26 protein-coding genes, 1 pseudogene and 2 riboswitches are annotated in these 26340 nt (G+C 58.9%); of the genes and pseudogenes, 20 read left to right on the top strand and 7 right to left on the bottom strand.

Going from position 1 to position 26340, the window contains the following annotated elements; all coding sequences use genetic code 11:
• The first annotated feature begins 25 nt into the window (after positions 1–25).
• From CFAEC_RS02330 to CFAEC_RS02290, 9 genes are all read left to right on the top strand, one after another.
• Positions 26–832, top strand: a complete 807-nt coding sequence (locus tag CFAEC_RS02330) for an IclR family transcriptional regulator (protein WP_290278438.1) — start codon at positions 26–28, stop codon at positions 830–832.
• Between the two features lie 192 nt (positions 833–1024).
• Positions 1025–2341 carry a cytochrome P450 gene (locus CFAEC_RS02325; protein ID WP_290278436.1) on the top strand — a complete coding sequence of 439 codons (1317 nt, stop codon included), beginning with the start codon at positions 1025–1027 and terminating at the stop codon, positions 2339–2341.
• A 14-nt stretch (positions 2342–2355) separates the two neighbouring features.
• Positions 2356–3450 carry a PEP/pyruvate-binding domain-containing protein gene (locus CFAEC_RS02320; protein WP_290278434.1) on the top strand — a complete coding sequence of 365 codons (1095 nt, stop codon included), beginning with the start codon at positions 2356–2358 and terminating at the stop codon, positions 3448–3450.
• A gap of 71 nt (positions 3451–3521) precedes the next feature.
• On the top strand, positions 3522–5438 hold the full coding sequence (locus tag CFAEC_RS02315; RefSeq protein WP_290278432.1) for a PEP-utilizing enzyme: 1917 nt from the start codon (positions 3522–3524) through the stop codon (positions 5436–5438).
• Positions 5431–6183 carry an SDR family NAD(P)-dependent oxidoreductase gene (locus CFAEC_RS02310; protein ID WP_290278429.1) on the top strand — a complete coding sequence of 251 codons (753 nt, stop codon included), beginning with the start codon at positions 5431–5433 and terminating at the stop codon, positions 6181–6183. Before CFAEC_RS02315 ends, CFAEC_RS02310 begins: the two co-directional genes overlap by 8 nt.
• Positions 6184–6320: 137 nt before the next feature.
• Positions 6321–6641 carry a 2Fe-2S iron-sulfur cluster-binding protein gene (locus tag CFAEC_RS02305; RefSeq protein ID WP_290278428.1) on the top strand — a complete coding sequence of 107 codons (321 nt, stop codon included), beginning with the start codon at positions 6321–6323 and terminating at the stop codon, positions 6639–6641.
• 9 nt (positions 6642–6650) lie between these two features.
• On the top strand, positions 6651–7928 hold the full coding sequence (locus CFAEC_RS02300; RefSeq protein ID WP_290278425.1) for an NAD(P)/FAD-dependent oxidoreductase: 1278 nt from the start codon (positions 6651–6653) through the stop codon (positions 7926–7928).
• Complete coding sequence (locus CFAEC_RS02295) at positions 7925–8662, top strand: HD domain-containing protein (RefSeq protein WP_290278423.1); 738 nt, start codon at positions 7925–7927, stop codon at positions 8660–8662. The genes CFAEC_RS02300 and CFAEC_RS02295 overlap by 4 nt, the downstream gene beginning before the upstream one ends.
• Positions 8659–10167 (top strand): aldehyde dehydrogenase family protein, encoded by a 1509-nt coding sequence (locus CFAEC_RS02290; RefSeq protein ID WP_290278422.1) that lies wholly within the window; start codon positions 8659–8661, stop codon positions 10165–10167. Before CFAEC_RS02295 ends, CFAEC_RS02290 begins: the two co-directional genes overlap by 4 nt.
• A 316-nt stretch (positions 10168–10483) precedes the next feature.
• On the opposite strand, the gene rplO is transcribed toward CFAEC_RS02290, so the two are convergent.
• The 6 genes from rplO to rpsH are packed head-to-tail and all read right to left on the bottom strand — an operon-like array spanning position 10484 to position 13163.
• Entirely contained in the window at positions 10484–10930 is a 447-nt protein-coding gene (rplO, locus tag CFAEC_RS02285; protein WP_290278420.1) for a 50S ribosomal protein L15, read from the bottom strand.
• A 7-nt stretch (positions 10931–10937) separates the two neighbouring features.
• The gene (rpmD, locus tag CFAEC_RS02280; RefSeq protein WP_290278419.1) at positions 10938–11123 is read right to left on the bottom strand and encodes a 50S ribosomal protein L30; all 186 of its coding nucleotides are present in this window, start codon (positions 11121–11123) and stop codon (positions 10938–10940) included.
• 3 nt (positions 11124–11126) lie between these two features.
• Positions 11127–11762, bottom strand: coding sequence for a 30S ribosomal protein S5 (rpsE, locus tag CFAEC_RS02275; RefSeq protein WP_290278416.1), 636 nt, complete (start codon positions 11760–11762; stop codon positions 11127–11129).
• 40 nt (positions 11763–11802) lie between these two features.
• Positions 11803–12207, bottom strand: a complete 405-nt coding sequence (rplR, locus tag CFAEC_RS02270) for a 50S ribosomal protein L18 (protein ID WP_290278413.1) — start codon at positions 12205–12207, stop codon at positions 11803–11805.
• Positions 12208–12210: 3 nt separating this feature from the next.
• Entirely contained in the window at positions 12211–12747 is a 537-nt protein-coding gene (rplF, locus tag CFAEC_RS02265; RefSeq protein WP_290278411.1) for a 50S ribosomal protein L6, read from the bottom strand.
• 17 nt (positions 12748–12764) lie between these two features.
• Positions 12765–13163, bottom strand: a complete 399-nt coding sequence (rpsH, locus tag CFAEC_RS02260) for a 30S ribosomal protein S8 (protein ID WP_290278409.1) — start codon at positions 13161–13163, stop codon at positions 12765–12767.
• A 402-nt stretch (positions 13164–13565) separates the two neighbouring features.
• Between rpsH and CFAEC_RS02255 the strand changes: the two genes are divergently transcribed.
• From CFAEC_RS02255 to CFAEC_RS02230, 6 genes and pseudogenes are all read left to right on the top strand, one after another.
• Positions 13566–14072, top strand: coding sequence for a GNAT family N-acetyltransferase (locus tag CFAEC_RS02255; protein WP_290278407.1), 507 nt, complete (start codon positions 13566–13568; stop codon positions 14070–14072).
• Positions 14073–14132: 60 nt separating this feature from the next.
• Positions 14133–14281: riboswitch (adenosylcobalamin (AdoCbl) riboswitch) on the top strand.
• Positions 14282–14351: 70 nt separating this feature from the next.
• Positions 14352–15596: a prenyltransferase/squalene oxidase repeat-containing protein gene (locus tag CFAEC_RS02250; protein WP_290278405.1), complete on the top strand. Its 1245-nt coding sequence runs from the start codon at positions 14352–14354 to the stop codon at positions 15594–15596.
• A 16-nt stretch (positions 15597–15612) separates the two neighbouring features.
• Positions 15613–16680: an oxidoreductase gene (locus CFAEC_RS02245; RefSeq protein ID WP_290278402.1), complete on the top strand. Its 1068-nt coding sequence runs from the start codon at positions 15613–15615 to the stop codon at positions 16678–16680.
• Positions 16681–16786: 106 nt separating this feature from the next.
• A pseudogene (locus CFAEC_RS02240) lies at positions 16787–17869 on the top strand (CbiQ family ECF transporter T component); the annotation flags it as partial.
• 259 nt (positions 17870–18128) lie between these two features.
• Positions 18129–19895: an ABC transporter ATP-binding protein gene (locus tag CFAEC_RS02235; protein WP_290278398.1), complete on the top strand. Its 1767-nt coding sequence runs from the start codon at positions 18129–18131 to the stop codon at positions 19893–19895.
• Positions 19892–20677: an ECF transporter S component gene (locus tag CFAEC_RS02230; protein ID WP_290278396.1), complete on the top strand. Its 786-nt coding sequence runs from the start codon at positions 19892–19894 to the stop codon at positions 20675–20677. Before CFAEC_RS02235 ends, CFAEC_RS02230 begins: the two co-directional genes overlap by 4 nt.
• Positions 20678–20780: 103 nt before the next feature.
• Here CFAEC_RS02230 and CFAEC_RS02225 read toward each other — a convergent pair whose 3' ends face one another.
• A complete protein-coding gene (locus CFAEC_RS02225) occupies positions 20781–21416 on the bottom strand; it encodes a hypothetical protein (protein WP_290278394.1) in 636 nt (211 codons plus the stop codon).
• A 210-nt stretch (positions 21417–21626) separates the two neighbouring features.
• A riboswitch (cobalamin riboswitch) is annotated at positions 21627–21700 on the bottom strand.
• Positions 21701–21872: 172 nt separating this feature from the next.
• Between CFAEC_RS02225 and CFAEC_RS02220 the strand changes: the two genes are divergently transcribed.
• The 5 genes from CFAEC_RS02220 to CFAEC_RS02200 all read left to right on the top strand — a co-directional run bounded on the left by CFAEC_RS02220 (position 21873) and on the right by CFAEC_RS02200 (position 26333).
• Positions 21873–24155 carry an FdhF/YdeP family oxidoreductase gene (locus tag CFAEC_RS02220; RefSeq protein ID WP_290278393.1) on the top strand — a complete coding sequence of 761 codons (2283 nt, stop codon included), beginning with the start codon at positions 21873–21875 and terminating at the stop codon, positions 24153–24155.
• A gap of 111 nt (positions 24156–24266) precedes the next feature.
• A complete protein-coding gene (locus CFAEC_RS02215) occupies positions 24267–24560 on the top strand; it encodes a DUF6457 domain-containing protein (protein ID WP_290279782.1) in 294 nt (97 codons plus the stop codon).
• Positions 24560–25393: a formate dehydrogenase accessory sulfurtransferase FdhD gene (gene fdhD, locus CFAEC_RS02210; RefSeq protein WP_290278391.1), complete on the top strand. Its 834-nt coding sequence runs from the start codon at positions 24560–24562 to the stop codon at positions 25391–25393. The genes CFAEC_RS02215 and fdhD overlap by 1 nt, the downstream gene beginning before the upstream one ends.
• Positions 25393–25866 (top strand): hypothetical protein, encoded by a 474-nt coding sequence (locus tag CFAEC_RS02205; protein ID WP_290278390.1) that lies wholly within the window; start codon positions 25393–25395, stop codon positions 25864–25866. The genes fdhD and CFAEC_RS02205 overlap by 1 nt, the downstream gene beginning before the upstream one ends.
• Positions 25866–26333, top strand: a complete 468-nt coding sequence (locus CFAEC_RS02200; RefSeq protein WP_290278388.1) for a hypothetical protein — start codon at positions 25866–25868, stop codon at positions 26331–26333. The genes CFAEC_RS02205 and CFAEC_RS02200 overlap by 1 nt, the downstream gene beginning before the upstream one ends.
• Positions 26334–26340 lie beyond the last annotated feature (7 nt).

Raw genomic sequence — 26340 nt, 5'->3', positions numbered from 1 at the left:
AAACCCCTAAACAAAGGAGCCTCTCATGGCAGGCGGTAATCGCACCCCGGGGAGAACAGTCACCTCAAAGGTAATAGCTGTCCTGGGCGCTTTCGAGACATCCACCCGACCTCTCGGCCTGACGGAGATTGCAGAATTGGCGGATCTCCCGGCAAGCACCACCCACAGATTGGTGAATGAACTCACCGAGGGAGGACTGCTCACCCGAAAGTCAGATGGTCGCTATCAACTGGGTCTGCGCATCTGGGAACTCGCCCAGAATACCGGCAGGCAACTGCGTGACACTGCCAAGCCTTATGTGCAGGATCTCTACTCACTCACTGGAGAGACCTCCCAGTTGGTGGTCCGCGATAACAACGAAGCCCTGCTCATCGACCGGGTCTACGGGTCAAAGAGGGTGCCGCGCTCCTCCCGCGTGGGTGGCAGACTCTCCCTCCACTCCACAGCGGTGGGCAAGATACTCCTCGCCTTCGACGAACCCTGGGTCAGGGATTCCTACCTCAAGCTGAAACTGAGCGCAGCCACGGAGCAATCCGTCACCGACCCGGCGGTCTTAGCCGAACAGCTCAAGGAGATCAGGGCGCAGGGATATTCCATTTCCGTGGATGAGCAGCGCATCGGCGCCACGTCCATCGCGGTTCCCGTATGGCACACCGGAAGCCTCGGGGCTGCCATCGGTGTGGTGGTGCCGACATCGCAGTCGACAAATTTGGAGCGATTCCTCCCCGTACTCCAGGCAACAAGTCAGCGCATCACCAAAGCCACCGCACACATCCCTCTGGACACACTGTTGGCCTCCCATCGGAACATGCCCCGGAAAAGCAGGAGCTGACACATGGCCAACTAGCTGGAACGATCCACCTCGATTCCACTGAGTGGAAATCGGATTAGATCTTCATCTCCCCCGGGTTCACAATTGAGCAACACAACACGTGATGATCGTCACGATGTGGAACCAAGAGTGATTCATAACATGAACCTGGCTGGGCTCTCGCCGCCACGCCAGGTCCTGACAGGAGATGAGATGACTTCCGAGTCAACCACGGCCCTCACCACGGCACCCGACACCATTTCCGGAGGCTGCCCCTACGGCCACGGCACCCAAGATGCACCCGCTACCAGCCCGTCCGGCCATCACGGTTACGAACCTTTCAATATGAATGACCCTTTTCCGGCGTATGAGGAACTTCGCCGTGAAGAACCTGTCATGTTTGATGAACGCATCGGCTACTGGGTGGTCACCCGTTATGACGACATCAAGGCCACCTTCGATGACTGGGAAACCTTCTCCTCCGAGAATGCCCAGGCACCGGTCCGAAAGCGGGGCCCCCAGGCCACGAAGATCATGACCGACGGTGGTTTCACCGCCTACTCTGGTCTCTCCGCCCGCATCCCACCGGAGCACACCCGCATTCGAGCCATCGCACAGAAGGCCTTCACACCCCGCCGGTACAAGGCCCTCGAACCAGATATCCGCGCCAACGTGGTGGCCGCCCTGGAGAAGATGGTGGACCGCGGCGCTCCCGGTGACATGGTCGCTGATCTTGCCTACGATATCCCCACCATCACCATCCTCACCCTCATCGGCGCGGATGTGTCCATGGTGGACACCTACAAGCGCTGGTCAGATGCGCGAGCCGCTATGACCTGGGGAGACCTCTCTGATGAAGAGCAGATCCCACATGCACACAACCTGGTGGAGTATTGGCAGGAATGCCAGCGCATGGTGGCTGATGCCCATGAAAATGGTGGCGACAACCTCACCGCTGATCTGGTCCGAGCCCAGGAGTCCGGTCAGGAGATCACCGACCATGAGATCGCTTCACTCTTGTATTCCCTCCTCTTCGCCGGTCATGAAACCACCACCACACTGATCTCCAACTGTTTCCGCGTGCTGTTGAACCACCGTGACCAGTGGAATGCACTGATCGAGGATCCGAAGAAGATCCCGACCGCTGTAGATGAAGTGCTGCGCTATTCAGGATCCATCGTCGGTTGGCGTCGCAAGGCGCTCAAGGACACTGAGATCGGTGGCGTTCAGATCAAGAAGGGAGAGGGTGTGCTGCTCCTCATGGGTTCCGCCAACCGCGATGAAGAGCGCTTCGAAAACGGCGAATCCTTCGACATCACCCGCACCAACGCCCGCGAGCACCTCTCCTTCGGTTTCGGTATCCACTACTGCCTCGGAAACATGCTGGCCAAACTGCAGGCGAAGATCTGCCTGGAGGAAGCAACCAAGCTCATCCCCTCACTGGAACTCGCCGGTGATTCCCCCGTTGATTTCCGGGACAACCTGTCCTTCCGCGTCCCGATCTCAGTTCCGGTTACCTGGAACACTTAAGCAAAGGAAAAACCATGACCAACAGCCTCAACATTCCATTTGTGCAGCGTTTCGACGAAGGACTCCCTCCCCTCCTCGAGATTCTGGGCGGCAAGGGTGCATCTCTGGTTTCCATGACCGATGCTGATATGCCTGTCCCACCGGGTTTCGTGGTGACCACCGCCTCCTTCGATGAGTTCATCCGGGAAGCCGGCGTGGCCGAGGATATTGAAAAATACCTCAGCGATCTGAATCCCGATGACGTCAAGGAAGTTGACCGTGTGTCTGCCATCATCCGTGATGAACTGTGCAGCCGCCCCGTGCCGGAAAATGCCCGTAATGCCGTCCATAATGCCTTCCATGAACTGATGGAGAAATGTGGCGGAGAAGTTCCGGTGGCAGTACGTTCCTCCGCCACCGCCGAGGACCTCCCGGATGCATCCTTCGCCGGCCAACAGGACACCTACCTCTGGCAGATCGGCCTCCAGGCTGTCACCGAGCACATCCGTCAGTGCTGGGCATCGCTGTTCACCTCACGCGCCATCATCTACCGCGTCAAGAACAACATTCCCAATGAAGGTCTGTCCATGGCCGTGGTTGTCCAGAAGATGGTCAATGCACGGGTAGCCGGTGTGGCCATCACCATGAATCCCTCCAACGGGGACCGCTCCAAGATCACCATCGATTCCTCCTGGGGTGTCGGTGAAATGGTGGTCTCCGGTGAAGTCACCCCGGACAATATCCTCCTGGACAAGATCACCCTCCAGGTTGTCTCCGAGCACATCGGCGAAAAGCATGCCGAGCTGGTTCCCGACCCCCAGGCCGGTGCCCTGGTGGAAAAGACCGTTGAACCTGAGCGCGCCGACATCCGCAGCCTCACCGACGCTGAACTTGAGGCTGTCGCACAGATGGCCAAGCGTGCAGAAAAGCATTACAAATGCCCGCAGGACATCGAATGGGCCCTCGACGCTGATCTCCCCGACGGTGAGAACCTTCTGCTCCTGCAGTCCCGCCCCGAGACCATCCACTCCAACGGTGTGAAGAAGGAAACCCCCACCCCTGCCGCAGCAGTGCCAACCGGGGCCTTTGATTTCAGCTCCATCACCGCCGCAATGACCGGCGCCAAATAATCCCTTTCATTAAGACCACCTCGGCGATCATCTTTTCGTCGTCAAGCATCTTTTAATCTCTAGGAGTCATCATGGGTAACAAGTCTTTCCCTAAGCCGTCTGATCTTTCAGTACCAGCAGGTGCTGAGGGGTGGGAGTCCATCTACCCGTACTACCTGGTGTTCCAGGACAAGCTGATGGAACAGGAGAACGAAAAGTTCTGGTTCTGCGATTCCCAGCACTGGCCAACCGTGTTCAAGCCGTTTGAGACCATCGGTGGAGAATTCGCCGTGAAATGCCTGGGCCAGTACAACGCCCGCCATCTGATGATCCCGAATGCCAACGGCATTGAATTCCGCGTTCACCTCGGATATCTCTACATGTCCCCCATTCCGGTTCCGGAGGAGCAGATCGCGGAACGCGTGCCGCATTTCCAGGAGCGCATCACCCACTACTTCCAGAACTGGGAGCCTATGCTCGCGGATTGGAAGAAGCGGGTCTTGGGTACCATCGATGAGCTGGAATCCCTAGAGTTCAAACCACTTCCGGAGATGGTCCCGCTGGAGGACATCCTCTCCGGGAAAGCCAAGGACGGCACTGAGGTACTTCTGGAGAACTATGACCGTCTGATCCAGCTGGCGTATCAGAACTGGCAGTACCACTTCGAGTTCCTCAACCTCGGTTATATCGCTTACCTGGACTTCTTCAACTACTGCAAGGAGATCTTCCCCGGCATTCCGGATCAGTCCATCGCCACGATGGTTCAGGGTGTGGACATGGAGCTCTTCCGTCCAGATGACGAGCTCAAGACCCTTGCCAAGCTGGCTGTTGAGCTCGGCCTGCAGGCGCAGTTCGCCAATTCGGATGATCCAGCCGCCACTCTGGCTGCCATCGAGAATGCACCTGGCGGTGATAAGTGGTTGGCCCGCTGGAAGGAAGCACAGGATCCATGGTTCAACTTCACCGTGGGCAATGGTTTCTACGGCCATGATAAGTACTGGATCGAGCACCTGGAACTACCACTGGGTTATATCGCCGACTACATCCGCCGGCTTGACGAGGGACAGACCATCTCCCGTCCGAAGGAAGAACTCATCGCGGAGAAGGACCGCATCGTAGCCGAGTACCGCGAGCTGCTCGAGGGTGAGCAGCTGGCCATGTTCGATGCCAAGGGCCAGCTCGCCGCCACCGCGTACCCATACGTGGAGAACCATAATTTCTACATCGAGCACTGGACCATGTCCGTGTTCTGGCGCAAGGTCCGCGAACTTTCCCGCACCCTGCACGGTTATGGCTTCTGGGAGGACGAGGATGATCTGCTCTACCTCAACCGCACCGAAGTCCGCGATGTCCTCTTCGACCTGTCCACCGCCTGGGGTGTCGGCGCACCCGGTGGCCCGATCGGCAAAGTTGTCTGGCCGGAGGAGATCGAACGCCGCAAGAAGATCGTCACGGCGCTGAAGACCGCACGCCCGGCACCTGCACTCAACACCCCACCGCAGCAGATCACCGAGCCTTTCACCCGCATGCTCTGGGGCATCACCACCGAGCAGGTCCAGTCCTGGTTGGGCAATGACGCGGATGCGCAGGAAGGTGTACTCAAGGGCATGGCAGCTTCTCCCGGAATCGTCGAAGGCTACGCCCGCGTGATCATGGACGCCGATGATCTTTCCGAGATTCAGCAGGATGAAATCCTGGTTGCCCCGGTCACCGCACCATCGTGGGGTCCGATCTTCGGCCGGATCAAGGCCACCGTCACTGATATCGGTGGCATGATGAGCCACGCCGCCATCGTCTGCCGCGAGTATGGCCTGCCGGCGGTCACCGGCACCGGTTCCGCCTCCACCACGATCACAACCGGTCAGCTCCTGCGGGTTGATGGCACCAAGGGCACCGTCACCATCGTGGACGAAGACACCCCCGTGATCGAGGGGCCCGGCGCGCACAGCCACCACCACGGTGTCGACGCTGAGCTCGACCAGCCAGCGGGAGTCGGCGCGCATGTCTAAGGATCACGCCCGCACCGTCCTGATCACCGGCGCCGCCGGTGGGTTGGGCCGAGCTTTCGCGGCAGGTTTCGCGGACAAGGGTGACCGGATCGCGGTTGCCGATATCAATCTGGACGGTGCACGGGAAACCGCAGCTCAGCTCGCCGCCTCAGGCGCGGAGGTGGCAGCCTTCCAGGTCGATGTCACCTCACGGGAATCCACCGATGCACTGGCCGCAGACGTGGCGGAATTCGGCGGCGGCACCATCGACGTGGTGGTCAACAACGCCGCGATCTATGCCACCGTCACCCGCTCACCGTTGGAGGATATCGACCCGGATGAATGGGATCTGGTCATGGGGGTCAACCTCAAGGGCCCGTGGCTGGTCACCCGCGCAGTCAGCCCACATCTGGCGGAGAATGCGCGCATCATCAACCTCTCCTCTGCCACCGTCATGTCGGGTTCCGCCCAGTGGGCGCACTATGTCGCCTCCAAGGGCGGTGTCATCGCACTGACCCGGGTCATGGCCAAGGAACTCGGGGCACGCGGGATCACCGTCAACGCCGTCGCCCCGGGCTTCACCCTCACCGAAGCCAGCCTCAACCTCATGGAGGATGCCGCCACCTACGGCGTGGACCGCGGTTCCATCAAACGCGCCAGCCAACCCGAGGATATCGTCGGCGCCACCTTATTTCTTGCATCACCGGAAGCCGGATACATCACGGGCCAGACCCTGGTTGTCGATGGCGGACGGCAGTTTCTCTAGCGCAGTTTCTCTAACGCAGTTCATCTAACGCAGTTCATCTAGCGCAGTTCATCTAGCACGGTTTATCTAGCGCAGTTCATCTAGCGCAGTTCATCTAGTTCACACATCACCACCCACGAAAGACCCAGGAGAACATCATGTCAACCATTCACTTCACCGATAACGCAGGCGACACCCGCACCATTGAGGCGAACGTTGGCGATTCGGTCATGGAAACCGCTGTCCGCAACGGTGTACCCGGCATCGTCGCCGAATGCGGTGGCTCACTGTCCTGCGCCACCTGTCATGTTTTCGTCGAACCTGCTGATTTCGAATCACTTCCCCCCATGGAGGAGATGGAGGACGAGATGCTCTGGGGTGCTGCTGTGGACCGCGAGGACTGCTCCCGGTTGTCCTGTCAGATCCCAGTCACCGACGGCATGCAGCTGCGTGTGACCACCCCGGAGACCCAGGTCTAGGAGAACATCATGACTACTACGACAAACACGGAAACTGGTTTGCTGATCATCGGTGCCAACCAGGCGGGTGTGCAATTGGCGATCTCCCTGCGGGCCACCGGTTTCACCGAGTCCATCACCCTGTTGGGCGAGGAGGACCACCGCCCCTATCAACGTCCGGCACTGTCCAAGGAGTTCCTGCAGGGCAAGATCGATAAGGAACGCCTCATCTTCCGCTCCAATGAGTACTGGGAGGAACACAACATCACCCTGGTCAAGGGTGTGCGCATTGAGCGCATCGATAAGGAAGCCGATGGTTCCGGCGTTGCCACCGGCAACGACGGCAATGCCTATGCTTTTCGACGCCTCGCTCTCGCCGTGGGTGCGCGCCCCCGTTACCTTGAGCTCCCAGGTGCAGATCTGCAGGGTGTGACCTACCTGCGCAACGCCGATGACGCCCTTGAGTTGAAGGCCTTGATCGGCGAGGTGCAGGACGCCGTGGTGATCGGCGGTGGCTTCATCGGCTTGGAGGCGGCCTGTTCACTGCAGGAATTGGGCAAAAATGTCACCGTCCTCGAATACGGCCCCCGCCTGGTCGGTCGTGCGGTGGGTGAAGAAACCGCTGAATTCTTCCTGGAGCAGCACCGCAAACGTGGCATCGATATCCAGCTGGGTGCCCGCATGAAACGCTTTGTGGGTTCGGGAGGGCAGTTAACTGGCGTCGAGCTTGCTAACGGCACTGTTATCAAGGCACAGCTGGTCATCGTGGGCATCGGTGTCCTGCCCAATACAGAACTAGCCGAACAGCTGGGTCTGCAGGTGGATAACGGCATTGTGGTTGATGAGCATGCGGTGGCCTCTGATGGCACGACCATCGCCATCGGCGATGTGGCCAATATCCCCAACCCCATCCCTGGCTCCCCCGACGGTGAGCGCATCCGTCTGGAGAGTGTGAATAACGCCATCGAGCATGCCAAGATCGCTGCCTATTCACTGGTGGGTCAACCTGAGGCCTATGCCGGTATCCCCTGGTTCTGGTCCAACCAGGGTGATCTGAAACTCCAGATCGCCGGCCTCACCCTGGGGTATGACCAGACCCTGATCCGACGTGATGAGGAGAAGAAGAAATTCTCTGTCCTCTACTACCGCGATGGCCAGATCATCGCTGCTGACTGCGTCAACGCCCCACTCGATTTCATGGCTGTCAGGGGTGCGCTGTCCAAGGGGCAGAACATCCCCTTCGACAAGGCCCGAGACATCAACACCCCACTGAAGAAGCTCGCTGTTGACCTGGAGGTCGCATCATGACGAATAACACCCTGCCGGCCTGGGAAAAGGCAGATCCCAGTGTGCACGCCGATGATCCCCGCGCCATTGCATTCCAAGAAAATTTCCCAGTCCGCCCCATTCCTACGGATGGCCCGGTAGTAACCGAACCCATCTGTGCCACCCCATCAACCGGGTTCGAGAAACTGTGGAAGGCCATCGAGCCGGAGACCCGCACCCGCGGCAATGACGTTCATCTCCCCGTAGTCGCCGCCTATGCAACACGGCTCTGCGATGCCCATCCGGAAGCTGATCGTGAACTGGTTCTGGTGTCCACCATCCTCCATGACACCGGTTGGGCCCATGTGGATGAAACCCGCATCATCTCGGAGGGGTTCTCCGGCAACTGGCGCAAGGCCGCCATCCGCTTCGAACACGAAGCCGAGGGTTGTGTGGTTGCCCGGCGGGTCCTGCCCGATTTGGGTTATGACAGTGAGTTTGTGGAGAAGGTCTGCGAGATCATCGATGGCCACGACACCCGCCAGGTCGCCTACTCCATAGAAGATGCACTGGTTCGCGACAGTGACCGACTTTGGCGTTTCGATCGCGCCGGCATAATGGCATCATCATCCTGGTTCGGGATGCCGGTGTCGGATTATGTGGACCGCCTGTACCGGGAGATCCTTCCTGAGTTGATCACCGATGCTGCCCACCAGATGGCCAACGCCGACCTCACCCGCGCCAAGGCGCTTCTCCGGACGGAGGCAATCCGATGACCTCTACAATCTCCTCCGCCATCCAGCGCCGGGATTCCCTTGACCTTCCCTATACCCACGTTAATGACTTCTACATTGACGGCTCCTGGGTTCCCGCAACCACCGATCAGCGCAACCCGGTGGTGGATCCCGCCACCGGTCAGGAGTGGGGTTCAGTCCCCGAAGCCGGCCAGCCGGAGCTGGACCGCACTGTGGCTGCTGCCCGACGAGCTTTGCCCGGGTGGAGTGATCTGAGCGGGGCAGAACGTGCCGGATATCTGCTGCGCATCGCCGATGAGATAGAAAAACGGGCGGAGATACTGGCGCTGACCAATACCAGGGAGAACGGTTCCCCCATTTCAGAAACCCGTGGCGCGGCCTCCAACGCAGCCGGAATTTTCCGGTACTTTGCCACACTTGCCCCCTGGTTGGATAACGAGGATATCCGTCCTTTTCCTGCCGGTGGTGCAGAATCCATTGTGGACAAGGATCCCATCGGAGTCTGTGCACTGATCGCGCCCTGGAACTTCCCGATCAACCTGGTGGTGATCAAACTGGCACCCGCACTGTTGGCTGGTTGCACCACCATCATCAAACCGGCATCCCCCACACCGTTATCCATCCGCTTCATCCTGGATGCAGTCGATGCAGCAGGAGTTCCTGCCGGAGTGGTCAACCTGCTGACCGGTTCCGGAGGCTTCGGCGATTCCATGGTCCGCCACCCCGGTGTGAATAAGGTGGCTTTCACCGGTTCCACCCCGGTGGGACGTAAAATTGCCGCTGCCTGTGGTGAACTGCTCCGACCAGTCACCTTGGAACTCGGTGGAAAGTCCTCCGCCATTGTTCTGCCCGATGTGGATTTGGATGTTCTTTCCCAAAGGCTGATTCGTTCCTGCATGCGTAACACCGGCCAGACCTGCTATATCAGCACCCGCATCATCGCTCCGGCCTCGCGTTATGAGGAGGTGGTGAAAACCGTGGCGGACACCATTGCAGCCGGCACCCAGGGCGATCCGTTAGATGAAGCCACTGTTTTCGGTCCGGTGGCCACCGCATCCCAGTACCGGGGTGTCATGGAGTACATCGAATCAGCTCACGCCGCAGGTGCCCGGGCAGTGGCTGGTGGCACAGCCGCCACCGACCTGACCGATGGTCTGGAGAACGGCGAGTTCATTCAACCCACCGTGTTCGCCGATGTCACCCCTGAGATGCGAATCGCCACCGAGGAGATTTTCGGGCCGGTCATCGCCATCCTGAAATACGACGATTCCCAGGGTGTAGAGGAAGCCATCGAGATCGCCAACAACACCGAGTTCGGACTGGGCGGTTTGGTCTTCGGTGCTGATGAGTCGCACGCCCTCGAGGTTGCCCGCCGCGTGGACTCCGGTTCCGTGGGTGTCAACTTCTTCGGCTCCAATCATTCCGCGCCCTTCGGAGGGCGCCATGATTCCGGCATGGGTGTGGAGTACGGCATCGAAGGTCTCAGTGCGTATCTGAGCTACAAGTCGATCCACCGGATGGTGTGAGCAGTAGCCGCCGCCTGGTCGTGTCCCCCCAGCTGAGGGTCTTCAACTCCGCTGGATAAGAGTGGAGGGGGAAAAGATGGAGATCTCCATCTTTTCCCGCCACAAAAGCCCAAGATAGCTCTACAGAACTCCAAGTTTTGTTCTCCCACTGGTTTTGCTCTCACACTGCCTAGAACACCCCATTCACCTTGAGCCTCCCACCGAGCCGCTAAACACCCCAAGCCAAAGAGACCCCCTTATCCCCGGTTTTCACCCGGGATAAGGGGGTCTCTCGTTGCACTACCTTCTCAGGCGGTGCGAAAAAGCTCAGTGATTCTTATGCGTTGGTGATGGAGCCGCCAGCGGCTTCGATCTTTTCCTTCGCGGAACCGGAGAACTTGTGGGCGGTGACGTTCAGCTTGACGCTGATGTCGCCGTTGCCCAGAACCTTCACGAGCTCGTTCTTGCGAACGAGGCCGGCAGCCACGATGTCGGCAACAGCGATGTCGCCGCCCTGTGGGAATGCCTTCTCGAGGTCCGAGACGTTAACTACCTGGTAGTCAACCTTGTTCGGGTTCTTGAAGCCCTTCAGCTTAGGCAGGCGCATCTGCAGTGGCATCTGGCCACCTTCGAATGCTGCCGATACCTGCTTACGTGCCTTGGTGCCCTTGGTGCCGCGACCAGCGGTCTTACCCTTGGATGCTTCACCGCGGCCAACGCGGGTCTTAGCCTTGTTTGAGCCCTTTGCAGGGCGCAGATCGTGGAGCTTGATTGGATCGCTCATTTGTTACCTACTCCCCCGCCACTTCTTCGACGACGATCAGGTGACGTACTGCCTGGATCATGCCACGAACCTGTGCGGTATCGGGGCGGACCACGGAGTGGCGAATACGCTTCAGACCGAGGGAACGAAGATTGTCGCGATGCTTTGGCTTGGTGCCAGCAGTGCCTTTGATCTGGGTAATCTTCAGCGCCATTTCTTAAGCCTCCTGACCTGCGCGGGCGCGCAGAATACGTGCCGGAGCGACCTCTTCGACGGTCTTGCCACGACGGGCAGCGACCTCTTCAGGACGGACCAGCTGCTTCAGGCCATCCACGGTTGCGTGGACGACGTTGATAGCGTTGTCAGAGCCCAGGGACTTGGACAGGATGTCCTGAACACCAGCGCACTCAAGAACTGGACGTGCTGCGCCACCGGCGATAACGCCGGTACCTGGAGCAGCTGGCTTCAGCATAACGATGCCTGCTGCCGCTTCGCCCTGAACTGGGTGGGTGATGGTTCCGCCAACCATTGGAACGCGGAAGAAGTTCTTACGAGCCTCTTCTGCACCCTTCTGGATAGCTGCTGGAACTTCCTTGGCCTTGCCGTAACCGACACCGACCATGCCCTGGCCGTCGCCAACGATCACGAGAGCGGTGAAGCTGAAGCGACGACCACCCTTGACGACCTTGGAAACGCGGTTGATGGTGACGACACGCTCAATGTACTGTGAGCGCTCGTCCTGCTGCTGATTGCGACGGTCATCGCGGCGGCCTCCGCCACGACGCTCGTTGCGATCATTCGACTTGTTCTCGTCGGCGGATCGACCGCCGTCACGCCGTTCACGTCCCGGCATTACGCAATCCTTCCGTTGATGTTCTTAGAAATGGTCATCATTAGAACTTCAGACCACCTTCACGTGCGGCGTCAGCGAGAGCTGCGACGCGGCCGTGGTACTTGTAGCCGGCGCGGTCGAAGACGACCTGCTCGATGCCGGCTGCCTTGGCGCGCTCGGCGATCAGCTGACCGACCTTAGCACCCTTGGCCTTCTTATCTCCCTCAACCGCGCGGACATCTGCCTCGATGGAGGAGGCAGCTGCCAGCGTGTGTCCGGCCAGATCATCAATGATCTGGACGTGCATGTGGCGAGAGGAGCGGTGGACGACCAGACGTGGAGCCTCAGGGGTGCCACGAAGGGTCTTGCGAATGCGGAAGTGGCGACGTGCACGGGCAATGCGACGACGAGTCGCAATGTCCTTACCGACGGAAACGCGCTTCTGCTTGTTTTCAGTATTGCTCATTGCTTACTTACCCGTCTTTCCGACCTTGCGGCGGATCTGCTCACCCTCATAGCGGATGCCCTTACCCTTGTATGGATCATCCTTGCGGAGGCGGCGGATCACTGCTGCAACCTGTCCAACCTTCTGCTTGTCGATACCAGTGATCGACAGCTTGGTGTTGCCATCAACAGCGAAGGTGATGCCCTCGCCAGCTTCGATCAGGACTGGGTGTGAGTAGCCGAGGGAGAACTCGAGGTCCTTGCCCTTCAGCGCCACACGGTAGCCGACACCGAAGATTTCCATCTTGATGGTGTAACCATCGGTCACGCCAACTACCAGGTTGTTCACCAGGGAGCGGGAGAGACCGTGCATGGAACGGCTGTTGCGGTGGTCATCCGGACGGACGACGAGGATCTGGCCGTCTTCAACAGAAGCGGTGATCGGCTCCGGCAGGGTGACGTTCAGGTTACCCTTTGGGCCCTTGACGTCGACCAGACGGCCGTCGATCTTGACCTCAACACCGGATGGGATGGCAATCGGGTTTTTACCGATACGTGACATAGTTAGTCAATCCTCCCTTACCAGACGTAGGCGAGAACTTCTCCGCCTACGCCCTTCTCGGTAGCCTGACGGTCGGTCAGAAGGCCCTGTGACGTGGAGATGATGGCCACGCCCAGGCCGCCCAGAACCTGCGGCAGATTGGTGGACTTTGCGTACACGCGAAGACCCGGCTTGGAAACGCGACGCAGTCCAGCGATGGAACGAACGCGGTTACCGGTGTACTTCAGTTCGAGGGTCAGGGTCTTGCCGACCTTGGCGTCCTCAACGGTGTAGGTGTCAATGTAGCCTTCCTGCTTCAGGATCTCAGCGATGTTCGCCTTGAGCTTGGAGGATGGCATGGACACGGTGTCATGGTGCGCATTGTTTGCGTTACGCACGCGCGACAGCATGTCCGCAATGGGATCAGTCATGGTCATAGAAAGTGACCTGATGCCTTTCTCGTTGGGGTTCCCTACCCACCTGAAGCGTTGACCGTGTGTTTTCTGGCAACTTAGCGCTCCCCGCCTCAATAGACGGTTTGCTCGCCACCATTTCCGACTCGGACCGCTAATGAACGGCGGGGGGCCTACAACAAAGTAGGTTGTTTACGTTTACATGAACTTAAAGGCACAGATCCTCTATTGAGTTAAGTGTGGCTCGAAGTCCAAACGGACAGAGTACAGGACATTAATGCAATAACACAAGTTTCTGAATTATCCTATTTGGACTGTCCATTTAATAGCGCTTGTCGACGCCCCACCACCCCACCCGCGCACGCACCGCACCGACGGTGCGGTGCTAGATGGTCGGGGGCGTCGATAAGCATTTATTCTTTGGGCATGCGCCGTTTGATAATGCCGGACGCCGGTAGATATGAGGACTGGGCGACCTGCCTCAGGGAGTTCGGCGACGGGCCGATGGACGGATCAGGCTTTGAGCACACCCCGGATCTCTCTCGGGCTGTTTTCGCGGCGTATCTCCAGGACCGTTCGCGGTGGGCCGATAGAGCAATCGCACCACCGGCGGGGTGGGTGCACTGTAATTTCTACTGGATCGTGGACACTTCAGAGGCGTTGCTGGGGTTTTTAGCGATCCGGCACTCACTGACCCCTCATTTGTTGGAGGTTGGTGGGCACATCGGCTATTCCGTACGGCCATCTGCCAGGAACCGCGGTGTGGCCAGCGCTGCCCTGGAGCTGGGGTTAGAAAAAGCCCGGGAATTGGAGATTTCGCCGGTGTTGCTGACGGTGAAGGAGGATAACCCGGCCTCCCGGCGCGTCATCGAGCGGTGTGGGGGCCGATATGAGGATTCTCGCCAGGGTTTCCGCAGGTATTGGTGCGGGTAGGCAGCAGGGGCAGCAGGGGTGCGGTCCGTATTGACCAGCTTGCTCACAGTTTCTAAAGTGACATCTACCTACAGTTTGTCATCAGGGGAAGTCCGGTGTGAATCCGGCGCTGACCCGCAACCGTGTGGTGCTTATTAGGCACTAAGTCGGAATACCTGAGACGAAACAGTTGGCTCCAAACCGTCGAGGACTACGGTTCTGCAGCCCGTTTCAAGGCTGCCTGCCTTTTCTCGGGAATGCGTCAGAAGCGTATCCCACAAAGAAAAGGACATGCCTTTCATGGCTACTCTTACCGGCACGCGTGCAACCACGCTTTCACTCGCCCTAGTGACAGGTGCTGCGTTGTTCAGCCCGTCCGTGGCCAGTGCCGCCACTCCCCCCACCACCGCGGAACTTCAGATCACCGGGGATTTCCTGGCCGCCCAGCTGCGGGACACCAGCAACGGCCTGCTCTCCGGTCCCACCGGCTGGACCGATATCGGATTAACCGCTGATGTGATCTTCGCATTGGATGCTCTTGATCTTCACAGTGATCAGGCCGACCGTAGTTATGCAGCGTTGCTGGATAATGCGGATGATTTTCTGTATTTCGACTACGGGGATGGCAACGTCGAGGCTGATGCGGGACGCCTGGCCAAGATCGTGGCGCTGCAATCAACCAGAGGTGTGCGCACCGACAGCTATGTCGACGACCTCGTGGACGCAGTCCAGGATGACGGCAAGCTCATGAACGAAATCAATGGTGAACCCAGTTCCGCCGCGCAGAACTTCTCGCAGGCCTGGTCAGTCATCGCGCTGTCACGCTCTGGTGAGACTGCCGCCGCTGAGAAAGCCGCTGATTTCCTGGAGAGCCAGATCTGCCCGGACGGCGGCATTCCGCTGTCACAGGCGGTTCCGCCGAACTGTGGTTCCGTGGATCCTGACACCACCGGTCTCGCAGGCCAGGCTCTTGCTCTTGTTCAGGGTGCAGATGCCCCGTCTACCCAGAATGTGCTGCAGTACCTGCGTACCAACATGACTGAGGAAGGTGGAATCACCAGCCGTTTCTCTGGTGTGAATGCCAACACCACCGCACTGGCGGCCGGTGCTTTCGCTGCCGCCGGGGAGCTGGACAACTTCCAGCGCACCCATGAGTACCTCACTTCCGTTCGTTTCGGTGACAGCGCCGTGGAGTCCCTCCAGGGCGGTTTCGCGTGGCGCTCCCGCGACATGGACACCTACACCGCACCCAATGATCAGGTGCGTCGTACATCCGCGCAGGCAGCTCTCGGGTTTGTGGGAGGCAACTACGCCAACTCCACCACCATCTATTCAGTGCAGGTGGACGAGACGCCGGATCCGACTGAGGAGCCGACCCCAAATCCCACCCCGAACCCCACCACGACCCCATCCGCGCCAACCGAAACCGGCAGCGGATCGTCCGATGGCGGTCTTCTCTTCGGTGGCATCGCCGCCATTCTCGCGGTGTTCGCCGCAGTTATCGGGTTCATGAGCCCCGGTTCCTTCCTCCCCACTCAGTTCTAAGCGGCATAGGAATCACATGATGTTGAACCTCACAAGAACCCATAACCTGTTCAGGGTGGTCATCGCCACCGTGGTGGGAGCGCTGATACTGGCTGTATCCCCGTGGGTGCCCACCGCCAATGCCACCACCACCCCGTGTTCTGATGATGAAGTCACCGTGCTTATCCAGGGCTACCCTCCTGCCTGTTCACCTGCGGGTGGTACTGGCTACCAGACCCTGATCAACGCTGGTTTCGCTGTTGAGGGCACCCAGCGGTTCCCTGAATTCATCTGTCGCATCAACAGTTTCCCCAATGCCAGTGTGGATAAATGTCTCACCGCGTCACCGGCCTCTGCTTATTGGACCTACTGGCATGCCCCGCTCGGCGCGTCCAACTGGACATACAGCGACATGGGTGCCCACGGCCGGTCCCCGCAGGCCGGCACCGTTGAAGCATGGACCTGGGGACCCGGTCTGGAACCGGGCCCTGTTCCGGTGAGCAGGACCGCTGCCGTGGAGGAGACGACGTCCCGCTCCGGCAGCCTTCGGGATTCCCCCATGCCAACTGTTCCGACCATGAACTGGGGTCCGGAGACACGAAGCAACACCCCAGATGGTTCGGTCACCCCAAGCCAGACTGCATCACAGGAACCGGAGCCGGAGGAGAACCCGGACAACCCTGATGAGGTGCTGGTCTTCCTCGATTCCGAGGGTAACCGAATCAGCAGGCAGGACTATGAAGACCTTGTTGCCGCTGCAGCGCGGGCTGCCGCCACCCGAACTGCTCCCGGCATCAACCCGCAGGGCGCACCGGGAGCTCCGGCGCCGGCTGCAGTCCCGGAATCCGCTGCGACGGAAACCACCGCTGAAGAACCTGATCCGAAAAGCACCCGGATGATGACAGCCCCCGTTCTCGAGGCAGCACCCCTGGTTCAGTCGGATGGGCAGACGGTCATTCCACAGTATGATGCGGCAGCCAACGCACAAGGAGCCGAAGGATCCTCCCAGGCATGGCTGATTGGTGTGACCGTTGCCTTCATCATTCTTCTCGGTGGTGGCGCAGCCGCAACCTGGGTACTCCGCCGTGAAGAGGTCAACGGATGAGGCATGTCCCAGCCGTAGGACACCGCGCGGTGTCGGCGCACCTCTGCAGGGCATCACGGTGACGGCGCTCAAACGATATCTACTGTCCCGCAGGCTCATCCACCCCATGGCCTGGTGGGTGTGGGCCCTGGGTATCGCCGCCACCGTCAGTCTGAGCACCAACCTGTATGTGCTGGCCATGGCTCTGGTTGCCCTGTGTTTTGTGGTCGCGCAGCGCAGGGGTGCCTCACCGTGGGCGAGGGCCTTCCCGATCTATTTCATGCTCTGTGGTTGGATTGTGGTTTACCGCCTGGTCATGCACATCCTCGTGGGTGCGAAGATCGGCGAGCAGGAACTGTTCCGCATCCCACCGGTGAGCCTGCCGGAGTGGGCTGCTGGCATCAATGTCTTCGGCACCGTCTACGCCGAAGGCCTGCTCATGAGCGCGACTCAGGGGCTGGTGCTGGGCACCATGATCGTCGCTGTCGGTGCCGCCAACTCCCTGGCGGATCCGAAGAAACTGGTCAAGTCACTGCCTGGTGCGCTGGGTGATCTCGGCACCGCCATTGTCATCGGTATCTCGATTGCTCCGCAGATGGCGGAATCCGCCTACCGTATCCACCGCGCCCGCATCCTCCGTGGTGATGACACCAGGGGTATCCGGGGTTTCGCCCGTATCCTCATGCCGGTGTTCCAGGATACCCTCGACCGGTCGTTGGCTCTGGCGAGTTCCCTGGATGCCCGTGGTTACGGACGACGCGCTGATACCTCCCTCTTGGCACAACGCATCACCTCGGCTTTCGGGGCGCTCGGCATCATCGGCGCGACCATCGGTATCTTCGTGGTCCTGGATGCCGGAGCACCGATGTTCATCGCCGTTCCGATTTTCATCATCGGGGTGGGTTTCCTCATCATCTCACTGGTGATCGCTTCCCGTCGCAAAACGGCCACCACCTATGATGCGCTTCCGTGGGCAGGCGCGGAGTGGGTGACCAGCTTGTGTGGATTAGTGCCTCTTCTGGCTGCCCTCCTCGAACTCAATATCAATCCCGCATCCATGGTGACCACCTGGCTTCCGCTGCATTTCCCCACCCAGGTGCCACTTCTTGTCATCCTGGGTCTGGTGGTGGCAGCGCTGCCGGGCATATTCACCCCACGACTCCCCCGGAATACCGTCCGGGCCAGGCGTCGCACTCAGCGTCCCTCACCCAGCACCGATGCCTCCCCTGCGGATCAACCGCAAAAGATCAGACGGGAGAGCACCCGGGAGAATCAGCATGACCATCATCGCGGACAGGACAAGCCCCTGCAGCTGCACGGCAGCAATGCAGACATCCCGGGCAGTCCCGCACTGGCAGATCGTGTCCGGGTACCTGCTGAACTGAGCCAATCAGCCCAGACCACCCTCTCCCCCTCGCAGGCCACGTCCCAGGGCTTTGGAGATGTTGCCACTAAGAAAGAAGTCCGTCATGAGTAATACCCGCGCGACCACCCGGCGCGAAGCATGGTCTGATGCCCCGATCCTGGAGATGGAGGACGTATCTGCCTCCTATTACGCCGATGAGCGCACCCTGGCTGAGCCTCAGATCAGGAATGTGAATCTCACCCTCACTGAAGGTGAGATTCTGCTGGTCATCGGCCGAACCGGTGCGGGTAAGTCCACATTGCTCAACACCATGACCGGAGCCATGCCACATGCCACCGGCGGCCACATGGATGGCCATGTCCGTGTCGTCGGACGTGATACCCGGGATTTCCCACCGCGGTTGCTCTCTGATGTGGTGGGTGTGGTGGGTCAGGATCCGGCAGCGGGTTTTGTCACCAACACCGTGGAGGAAGAGCTTGCCTACAGCATGGAACAGCTCGGGCTTCCCCCGGCGGTGATGAAGAAACGTGTGGAGGAAACCCTTGATCTTCTCGGTATCGCTGACCTGCGTGGGGTCCCACTATCGGAGCTGTCCGGCGGTGAACAGCAGCGGGTGGCCATCGGCGCTGTGCTCACCACCCGCCCGGCCCTGATGATCCTGGACGAACCCACCAGTGCCCTTGATCCCAATGGGGCTGAGGATGTCCTGGCCACGGTGACCAAACTGGCCCATGACCTGGCCATGACGGTGGTGCTGGCTGAGCACCGCATTGAACGGGTGCTGCAATATGTGGACCGGGTGGCCCATGTGGACCAGGACGGGTCAGTTACCTTGGGCACCCCGGAGGAGATCATGACCACCTCCGATGTGGCGCCCCCGGTGGTGGAACTCGGGCGGTGGGCGGGCTGGTCACCGCTGCCCATGTCCATCCGTGGCGCCCGCCACCAGTCCCATGCGATGCGGAGGCGTCTTTATCAACGGGGATTGGTGGTTTCCCGGGTCCCTACGGTGAAACCCGCTCCCCTGCTCAAAGCACAGGACATCGTGGTGGACTTTCCGGAGATCCGTGCTGTTGATGGGGTGGATCTCACCCTCCATGAAGGTGAGATCACCGTGCTCATGGGGCGCAACGGCTGTGGTAAATCCACCCTGTTGTGGGCGCTGCAGGGCACCGGTAAACGCAATCAGGGAACAGTGCAGGTCAAAGATGATGAAGCCACCACCCGCCGGTTGAGCCGGAAATCCAGGCGCAACACCACTGCCACGAGCGGTGGGTCCCCATGGTCAGATCCCCATGAACTCAAACCCGCCGACCGCCGTCGGATCGTATCCATGGTGCCCCAGACTCCGACGGATATCCTCTATGAATCCTCCGTGGCCCAGGAGTTGCACCGTTCTGACAAGGATGCCTCCGCTCAACCTGGAACCACCCGGGGCATCCTGGATTCCCTCGCCCCCAATATCCCCGATGCACACCATCCCCGGGATCTTTCTGAGGGACAAAAGCTATCCCTGGCTTTAGCCATTCAGCTTGCCGCACAGCCACCGGTAGTTTTCTTCGATGAACCGACCCGCGGGTTGGATTATGCCGGTAAGAAGACGCTCGCCGACAGCTTCAAAGAGCTAGCTATCACGGGGCATGCGGTGCTGGTGGTGACCCACGATGTGGAATTCGCCGCACTGTGCGCCGACCGTGTACTTTTCATGGCCGCCGGCAAGATTGTCGCTGACGGTCCTGCGGTGGACATCCTGGCGGCATCCCCGGCCTATGCGCCGCAGATCGCCAAAATCACCGCAGGCATTCAGGATGCCTCCCACTGGCTCACCGTCCCGGCGGTCAGAACGGCGCTCGGGGAGGGCGAGCTATGAGAAACGCCATCCTCCTCAAACCGAAGAGCTTCCTCACCCTGGGCATGCTGGCTGTGCTCAGCGTGGTGATCTTCTTCTGGCCGCTGATTGTGAACCCGGAGTCTTTTCTCTCCGATGATGCACAGGCCCCCTTGTACCTGGCGTTGGTGATCCCGCTGGTCCTGGCGGCGGTGGTCGCAGAGATCAGTGAGGACGGCTTCGATGTGAAAGCCATCGCCATGTTGGGTGTTCTAAGCGCAATGGTGGCCATCGTGCGGCCTTTCGGCGCCGGATCAGCAGGGTTTGAGGCTGTCTTTTTCATCCTCATCCTGGGCGGGCGTGCCTTCGGGCCCGGGTTCGGATTCATCCTGGGCAATACCGGACTGTTCGCATCAGCACTGCTCACAGCGGGTATCGGGCCCTGGCTGCCCTATCAGATGCTGGCCGCTGCCTGGGTGAGTTTCGGCGCCGGGCTCCTGCCACCGTTGCGTGGCAGGAAGGAGACCATCATGATCATCATGTACGCGGTGGTCGCGGCTCTCGGGTACGGGTTCTTGATGAACATGAGCTTCTGGCCCTATGCCATCGGGGTCTCCACTGACCTGTCTTTCACCGCAGGTGCACCGGTGTTGGACAATCTCCACACCTTCATCATCTTTACCCTGACCACATCCCTGGGATGGGATCTGGGCAGAGCAGTATTCACCGCAGTGTTACTACTGTTGACTGCCAAACCGATCCTGGGTGCTTTGCGACGTGCCTCCCGGCGTGCTGCTTTCGGTGTGGAGCGCAGCTTCAGCTAGTCAGCTGTCCACAGCAGCCCTGAAAGACCCCTAAGAAACTCACGTTTTCTTAGGGGTCTTTCCTTTTCTGCTTTATTGGGTGGAGCGCAGCCCCCAATCCCACTTAGAGTTTCGGCAGTACGACGCCTGGAATGTTGAGGCCTGGGATCGTGAACAGTGCAGCCAGTCCGCCACCCACTAGTGCCAGGATTCCGGCGATCACAGCGAAGATGCCTGTGTCTGCAGAGGATCCGGAGGACTGGGAAGGATCATCCTCAGCAGGTGCAGCAACCAGCTCAGTCAGGGAAGGTTGGAGGGAACCATCTGAGGCCACCCATGCCTCCACGGTGCCTGCTTCCGGGGTGGATCCGGAGGCCCCGACCATGTAGGACTCATAGCTCACGGAATAGTCCGCTGCCACATTACCGGTCCAGTAACTCCAGTACACGGGGTTATCTTCGGTCCAGGTGGGTGCAACACCTTCGATACCACTGAGCATGGCACCGTATTCAGAATCGATGTAATCCACATCAAAGCCTGCAGATTTCAGTGCAACGAGTCCATCGGTGAAATCAGTGGCACATCCGCCCTTCGCTGGTTGATCGGATTCTGTGCCGAAGTCCACCTGGACCCAGACGTTCTCAGCATCCACGCAAGCACGAGCAGTGGCGATCTCAGCAGCCTGCGCAACTGGAAGGAGTGCAAAGCTGGTGGCAGCAGTGGCAAGGAGGGCAGTGGCCACGCGATTGTTAGTGATCAAGGTCTTTCGCCTTTCAGGGGAAGAGTTCTTAAACCGGTGAAAGGGAAAGCGATGTGTATCAGTATGCACTGATGAAGCTCCCTTTTTTTTAAACTTGGGGGAACGCTTCTTAAACAATCCACGGGTGGGGAGAAAAGAGACTCCGCCACCCTGAGGAGACTTAAGAACCGTATTCCACGACGGTTGTTGCTAAGCCATGGGATGGACTCTGGGTATTCCGACTTGCCACCTATGAAAAGTAGCCTACGGTTGCGGGTCAGTGCCGGATTTGGACCGGCTTCCCCCTATGAGAACATCCAGTGGTTAAAGACTGGTTATCGCTGCAAGCGACTCCTCTATTCTATCCCAGAAACACCCCACCACCACCATCAACGCCACGTTCAACCCCCATCAGAGTATGTGAAGCTGGGCAGTGTCGATCCGACAAGCATTTTGTGCTCGCATAGACTGTCCCCTATGACTACTCCTCCTGCACACATCACAAATCCAGCGAATGAATTCGATAACCCTGATGTAGGTAGGCGTGTTAAATCAGCCGCCGGTGTTCCCGGAGTTCTCCACGCCATGCAGCATGCTGTACCGAATAAGGCACTCTTACCACTGCTGACCATGAATAAGCCCGGTGGTATTGACTGCCCCGGTTGTGCTTGGCCGGAGCCGTCTACGCATAATCTGGGCATCGTGGAGTTCTGTGAAAACGGTGCGAAGGCTGTGGCGGAGGAAACCACTCCGGTGCGTGCCACCCGTGATTTCTGGGCTGAGCATTCCATTTATGACCTGCGGGAAAAGACGGATCACTGGTTGGGTAAGAGTGGCCGTATCACTGAGCCGATGCTCTATGACCGCAGTTCCGGTGATGATCATTATCATCCGATCGCCTGGGACAAGGCCTTTGAGATGATCGCTTCCAAGCTCAAGGAGATTGAACCGGATGAGGCGGTGTTCTACACCTCCGGGCGTGCACCAAATGAGCCTGCCTATATGATGCAGCTGCTGGCGCGTCGTCTAGGCACCAATAACCTTCCCGACTGCGGCAACATGTGCCATGAGTCCACCGGTTCCGCCCTGGGCGAAACACTCGGCCTGGGCAAGGGTTCTGTGGTGATGGAGGATTTCTACAACACTGACCTGCTGATTTCTGTGGGCCAGAACCCGGGCACCAATCACCCGCGTGCCTTGGATGCCTTCAAGCAGCTCAAGGACAATGGTGGCAAGATCCTCACCCTGAATCCGCTGCCGGAAACCGGACTGATGAAATTCCGTGATCCACAGACCGTCAAGGGTGTACTCGGCATGTCAGCTGATCTGACTGATGAGTACATGCAGGTGCGTCTCGACGGTGACCGTGCTTTCTTCCAGGCGTTGAATAAGGAGTTGATCCGTCGTGACGCTCTGGATCATAAGTTCTTAGACCAGTTCTGCTCTGGTGTGGAAGACACCATTGCGCACCTCAACAGTCTGGATGATGCAACCTTGCTGCGTGGCTGCGGACTGACTGCTAAGGATATTCAGAAGGCCGCGGACATGGTGGAAGATGCTGACACCGTGGTGGTCTCCTGGACACTGGGTGTCACCCAGCACAAGAACGCTGTGTACACCATCCGTGAGATGGTTAACTTCCTGCTGCTCACCGGCAATATCGGTAAGCCTGGCGCAGGTACCGCCCCCCTGCGTGGACATTCCAATGTTCAGGGTGATCGCACCATGGGTATCTGGGAGAAGATGCCGGAGCCTTTCCTGCAGGCTCTGGAAGATGAGTTCGGTTTTGATGTGCCCCGCAAGCACGGCTGGGATGCGGTTGATTCCCTGCGTGCGATGCGTGATGGCAAGACCAAGTTCTTCCTCTCACTGGGTGGCAACCTGGTGCGTGTGGCCTCTGATACTGAGGTGTTGGAAAAGGGCATGGAGTCCAATGAGCTGACGGTGCACCTGTCCACCAAGCCCAATGGTTCCCATGCCTGGCCTGGTGAGAAGTCCCTGATCCTGCCAGTGATTGCGCGCACCGATAAGGATGTGCAGAAGTCCGGTGTCCAGATTGTCACCGTGGAGGATTCCGTCGGTGCCGTCCATGGTTCCACCGGTAAGAGCCGTGCCAACCTGGATCTGAACTTGAAGTCTGAGTGTGACATCCTCGGTTCCATTGGCCGGGAGACCTTCGGGGATCCTTTTTGGCAGCCGATGATCGATGATTATTCCGTGATCCGTGATCATATCGAGGCCACCATTCCCGGCTTCCATGACTTCAACCGGCGTATCCAGAACCCTGGTGGTTTCCTCCTGCCCAATGGGCCGCGTGAGCGTGTCTTCAACACCTCTGATGGCAAGGCCCAGCTGACGGTCAATGAGACCAATGTGATTGATCTTCCTGAGGGCTATTTCCTCATGAACACGGTGCGTTCCCATGACCAGTACAACTCCACCATCTACGGCTTGGATGACCGCTACCGTGGTGTGCGCAATGGTCGTCGTGTTGTTTTTGTCAGCCCGGCCGACTGCCGCGAACGTGGTCTGAAGGACGGCGATCTGGTGGACATCGTGTCGGTATTTTCTGATGGTGAGCGCCGTGCCCCGAACTTCCGCGTGGTGGAGTACAACACCGCCAAAGACTGCGTGACCACCTATTTCCCGGAGGCCAATGTGCTGGTCCCATTGGATTCCGTGGCGGAGAAGTCCAACACCCCGGTGTCCAAATCCGTGGTTGTCCGTCTGGAAGCACTGGGTGCCCGGGCTGATAAGTAGGACTTTTCCACCCGCACCCGGCGTTGAATCTAAAAGATCTCGCATGGGTGCGGGTTTCACCTTTGAGAGGACAAAATTAATTTGAGTGCTCATGATGCCGAGGCGGACAAGATGTATCGCATGTACGAGTGGCTCGGTGTGGTCTGCGAGGAATTCAGCATTGATAAAGAGCTTCTCGACGCCGTCATCCCCCAGCTCTTAGACCTCACCCGCGACGTTGCGCACGGCCCCGCCCGCCCAGCCGCGCCCATGACTGCCTTCCTGCTGGGTGTGGCGGCCACCCGACAGACCCTGGCTGGTGAAACTGATGCAGGCTCAGCAGGGGAAACAGCAGAACTGGCACGTCATGTGCTCGCAGGCTCACACCATCTACAGAACTTGATCGCTGAAGGATACGAAAACTAATGGGAAGAATTACACAGAACCTCCAGGTCCCACGCGTGGTGTCCACAGAGGCGGAAGTGTTCATCAACACCCGCCCCGACACCATCGCGGTGGAGGAACCGCTGGAGATCCACGTCAACGGCACCAGTCTCACCACCACCATGCGTACCCCAGGCCATGACATTGAACTGGTTCACGGTCTGCTGCTGGCAGAGGGTCTGATCAAGGATCCTTCCGAGGTGTCCACCGCACGCTATTGTGCCGGTGCTGTGGGGCCGGATAACCAGAACACCTATAATGTCCTGGAATTGGATGTGGTCCCCACCAACCCCAAGCGTCAGCTGAACCTGGTGTCGGTGCAGCGTAATCTCCCCACCTCTTCTGCCTGTGGTGTCTGTGGCACCACCTCTATTGAGCAGCTGATGAGCAAGAAGGGCTGGCCGATTGAGCCCATCACCCCTGATCCCCGTATGATCCTCACCCTGCCGGATAAGCTGCGGGCGCGACAGAAGATGTTCGATAAGACCGGTGGTGTGCATGCTGCAGGTATCGCCACCCTGGATGGTGAACTTCTTGTAGTTCGTGAGGATGTCGGCCGACACAATGCAGCGGACAAGGTCATCGGCCACATGCTCATGGAGGGCAGACTGCCCTTGCAGGACACCATCCTGGTGATGAGTTCCCGTGCTTCCTTCGAGCTGGTGCAGAAGGCTGCGATGGCCGGCATCCCCGGTGTCATTGCCGTGGGTGCCGCCACATCCCTGGCTGTTGATGCCGCCAGGGATGCGGGTATCTTCCTCGCAGGTTTTGTCCGCGGTAACAAGTTCAACCACTATGCCGGGGAGATCGGCTAGTGACCACTGCAGCCAGAGATGAACTGATCCGTATCTTCCCGCAGTGGTTTATCTCTGCTGCAGAGCATCATGACTACGTGCCGGGACAGGTGATGAAGTTCTCCCCTGGTCGGTGGTTCTTCCCCGACTTCAGCTTCCACGATGACCACACTGACTACGTGGTGATGCTCTTCGTGGATGTCGATGCTCTGGTGGATGAGCTCCTGGCCCATGAACCAGGGAGTTTCCACTTCTATGGAATTAACCTCAAGCTTCCCTCCAGGTGGTCTGAGATGAAGGAAAAACACATCCAGGACTGTCTTTGGTGGGCCTTGGATCACTGGTTCTACTATTTCAGCAGCCAGGTCGGATTTAATACTGACATTCAAAAGTTCAAGCGTGGCCAGGTCCCAGGTGATCTCCGCACAGCATGCTACTTCGACACTTTTAGCAATCCTGAGAATCCCAATGTCCAGTTCGCCGGAGAAATCTGATGAACACACCAGCCAGAGATGAACTGATCCGTATCTTCCCGCAGTGGTTTATCTCCGCTGCAGAGCATCATGACTACGTGCCGGGGCAGGTGATGAAGTTCTCCCCTGGTCGGTGGTTCTTCCCCGACTTCAGCTTCCACGATGACCACGCTGACTACGTGGTGATGCTCTTCGTGGATGTCGATGCCCTGGTAGATGAGCTCCTGGCCCATGAACCAGGGAGTTTCCACTACCCGGGGATGACGCTCAAATTCCCCGAAAAGTGGAATGAACTCAATGAGAAACATATCCAGGACTGCCTCTGGCATGCCCTGGAAGAATGGTTCTTTTATTTTGATTACCGGGTCGGGTTTGCTACTGATATCAAAAAGGAAAACCGTGGACAGATCCTCGGTGGCCTTCGCTCAGCCTGCTACTTCGATGCTTTTTCCGACAGGCCCAATATCCAGTTTCTCACCGAGGTCTAGGGAGAAG

It is taken from the genome of Corynebacterium faecale, from assembly GCF_030408735.1.
GTDB classification, from domain to species: domain Bacteria; phylum Actinomycetota; class Actinomycetes; order Mycobacteriales; family Mycobacteriaceae; genus Corynebacterium; species Corynebacterium faecale.
This window is presented reverse-complemented; position numbering and strand designations above follow the sequence as displayed.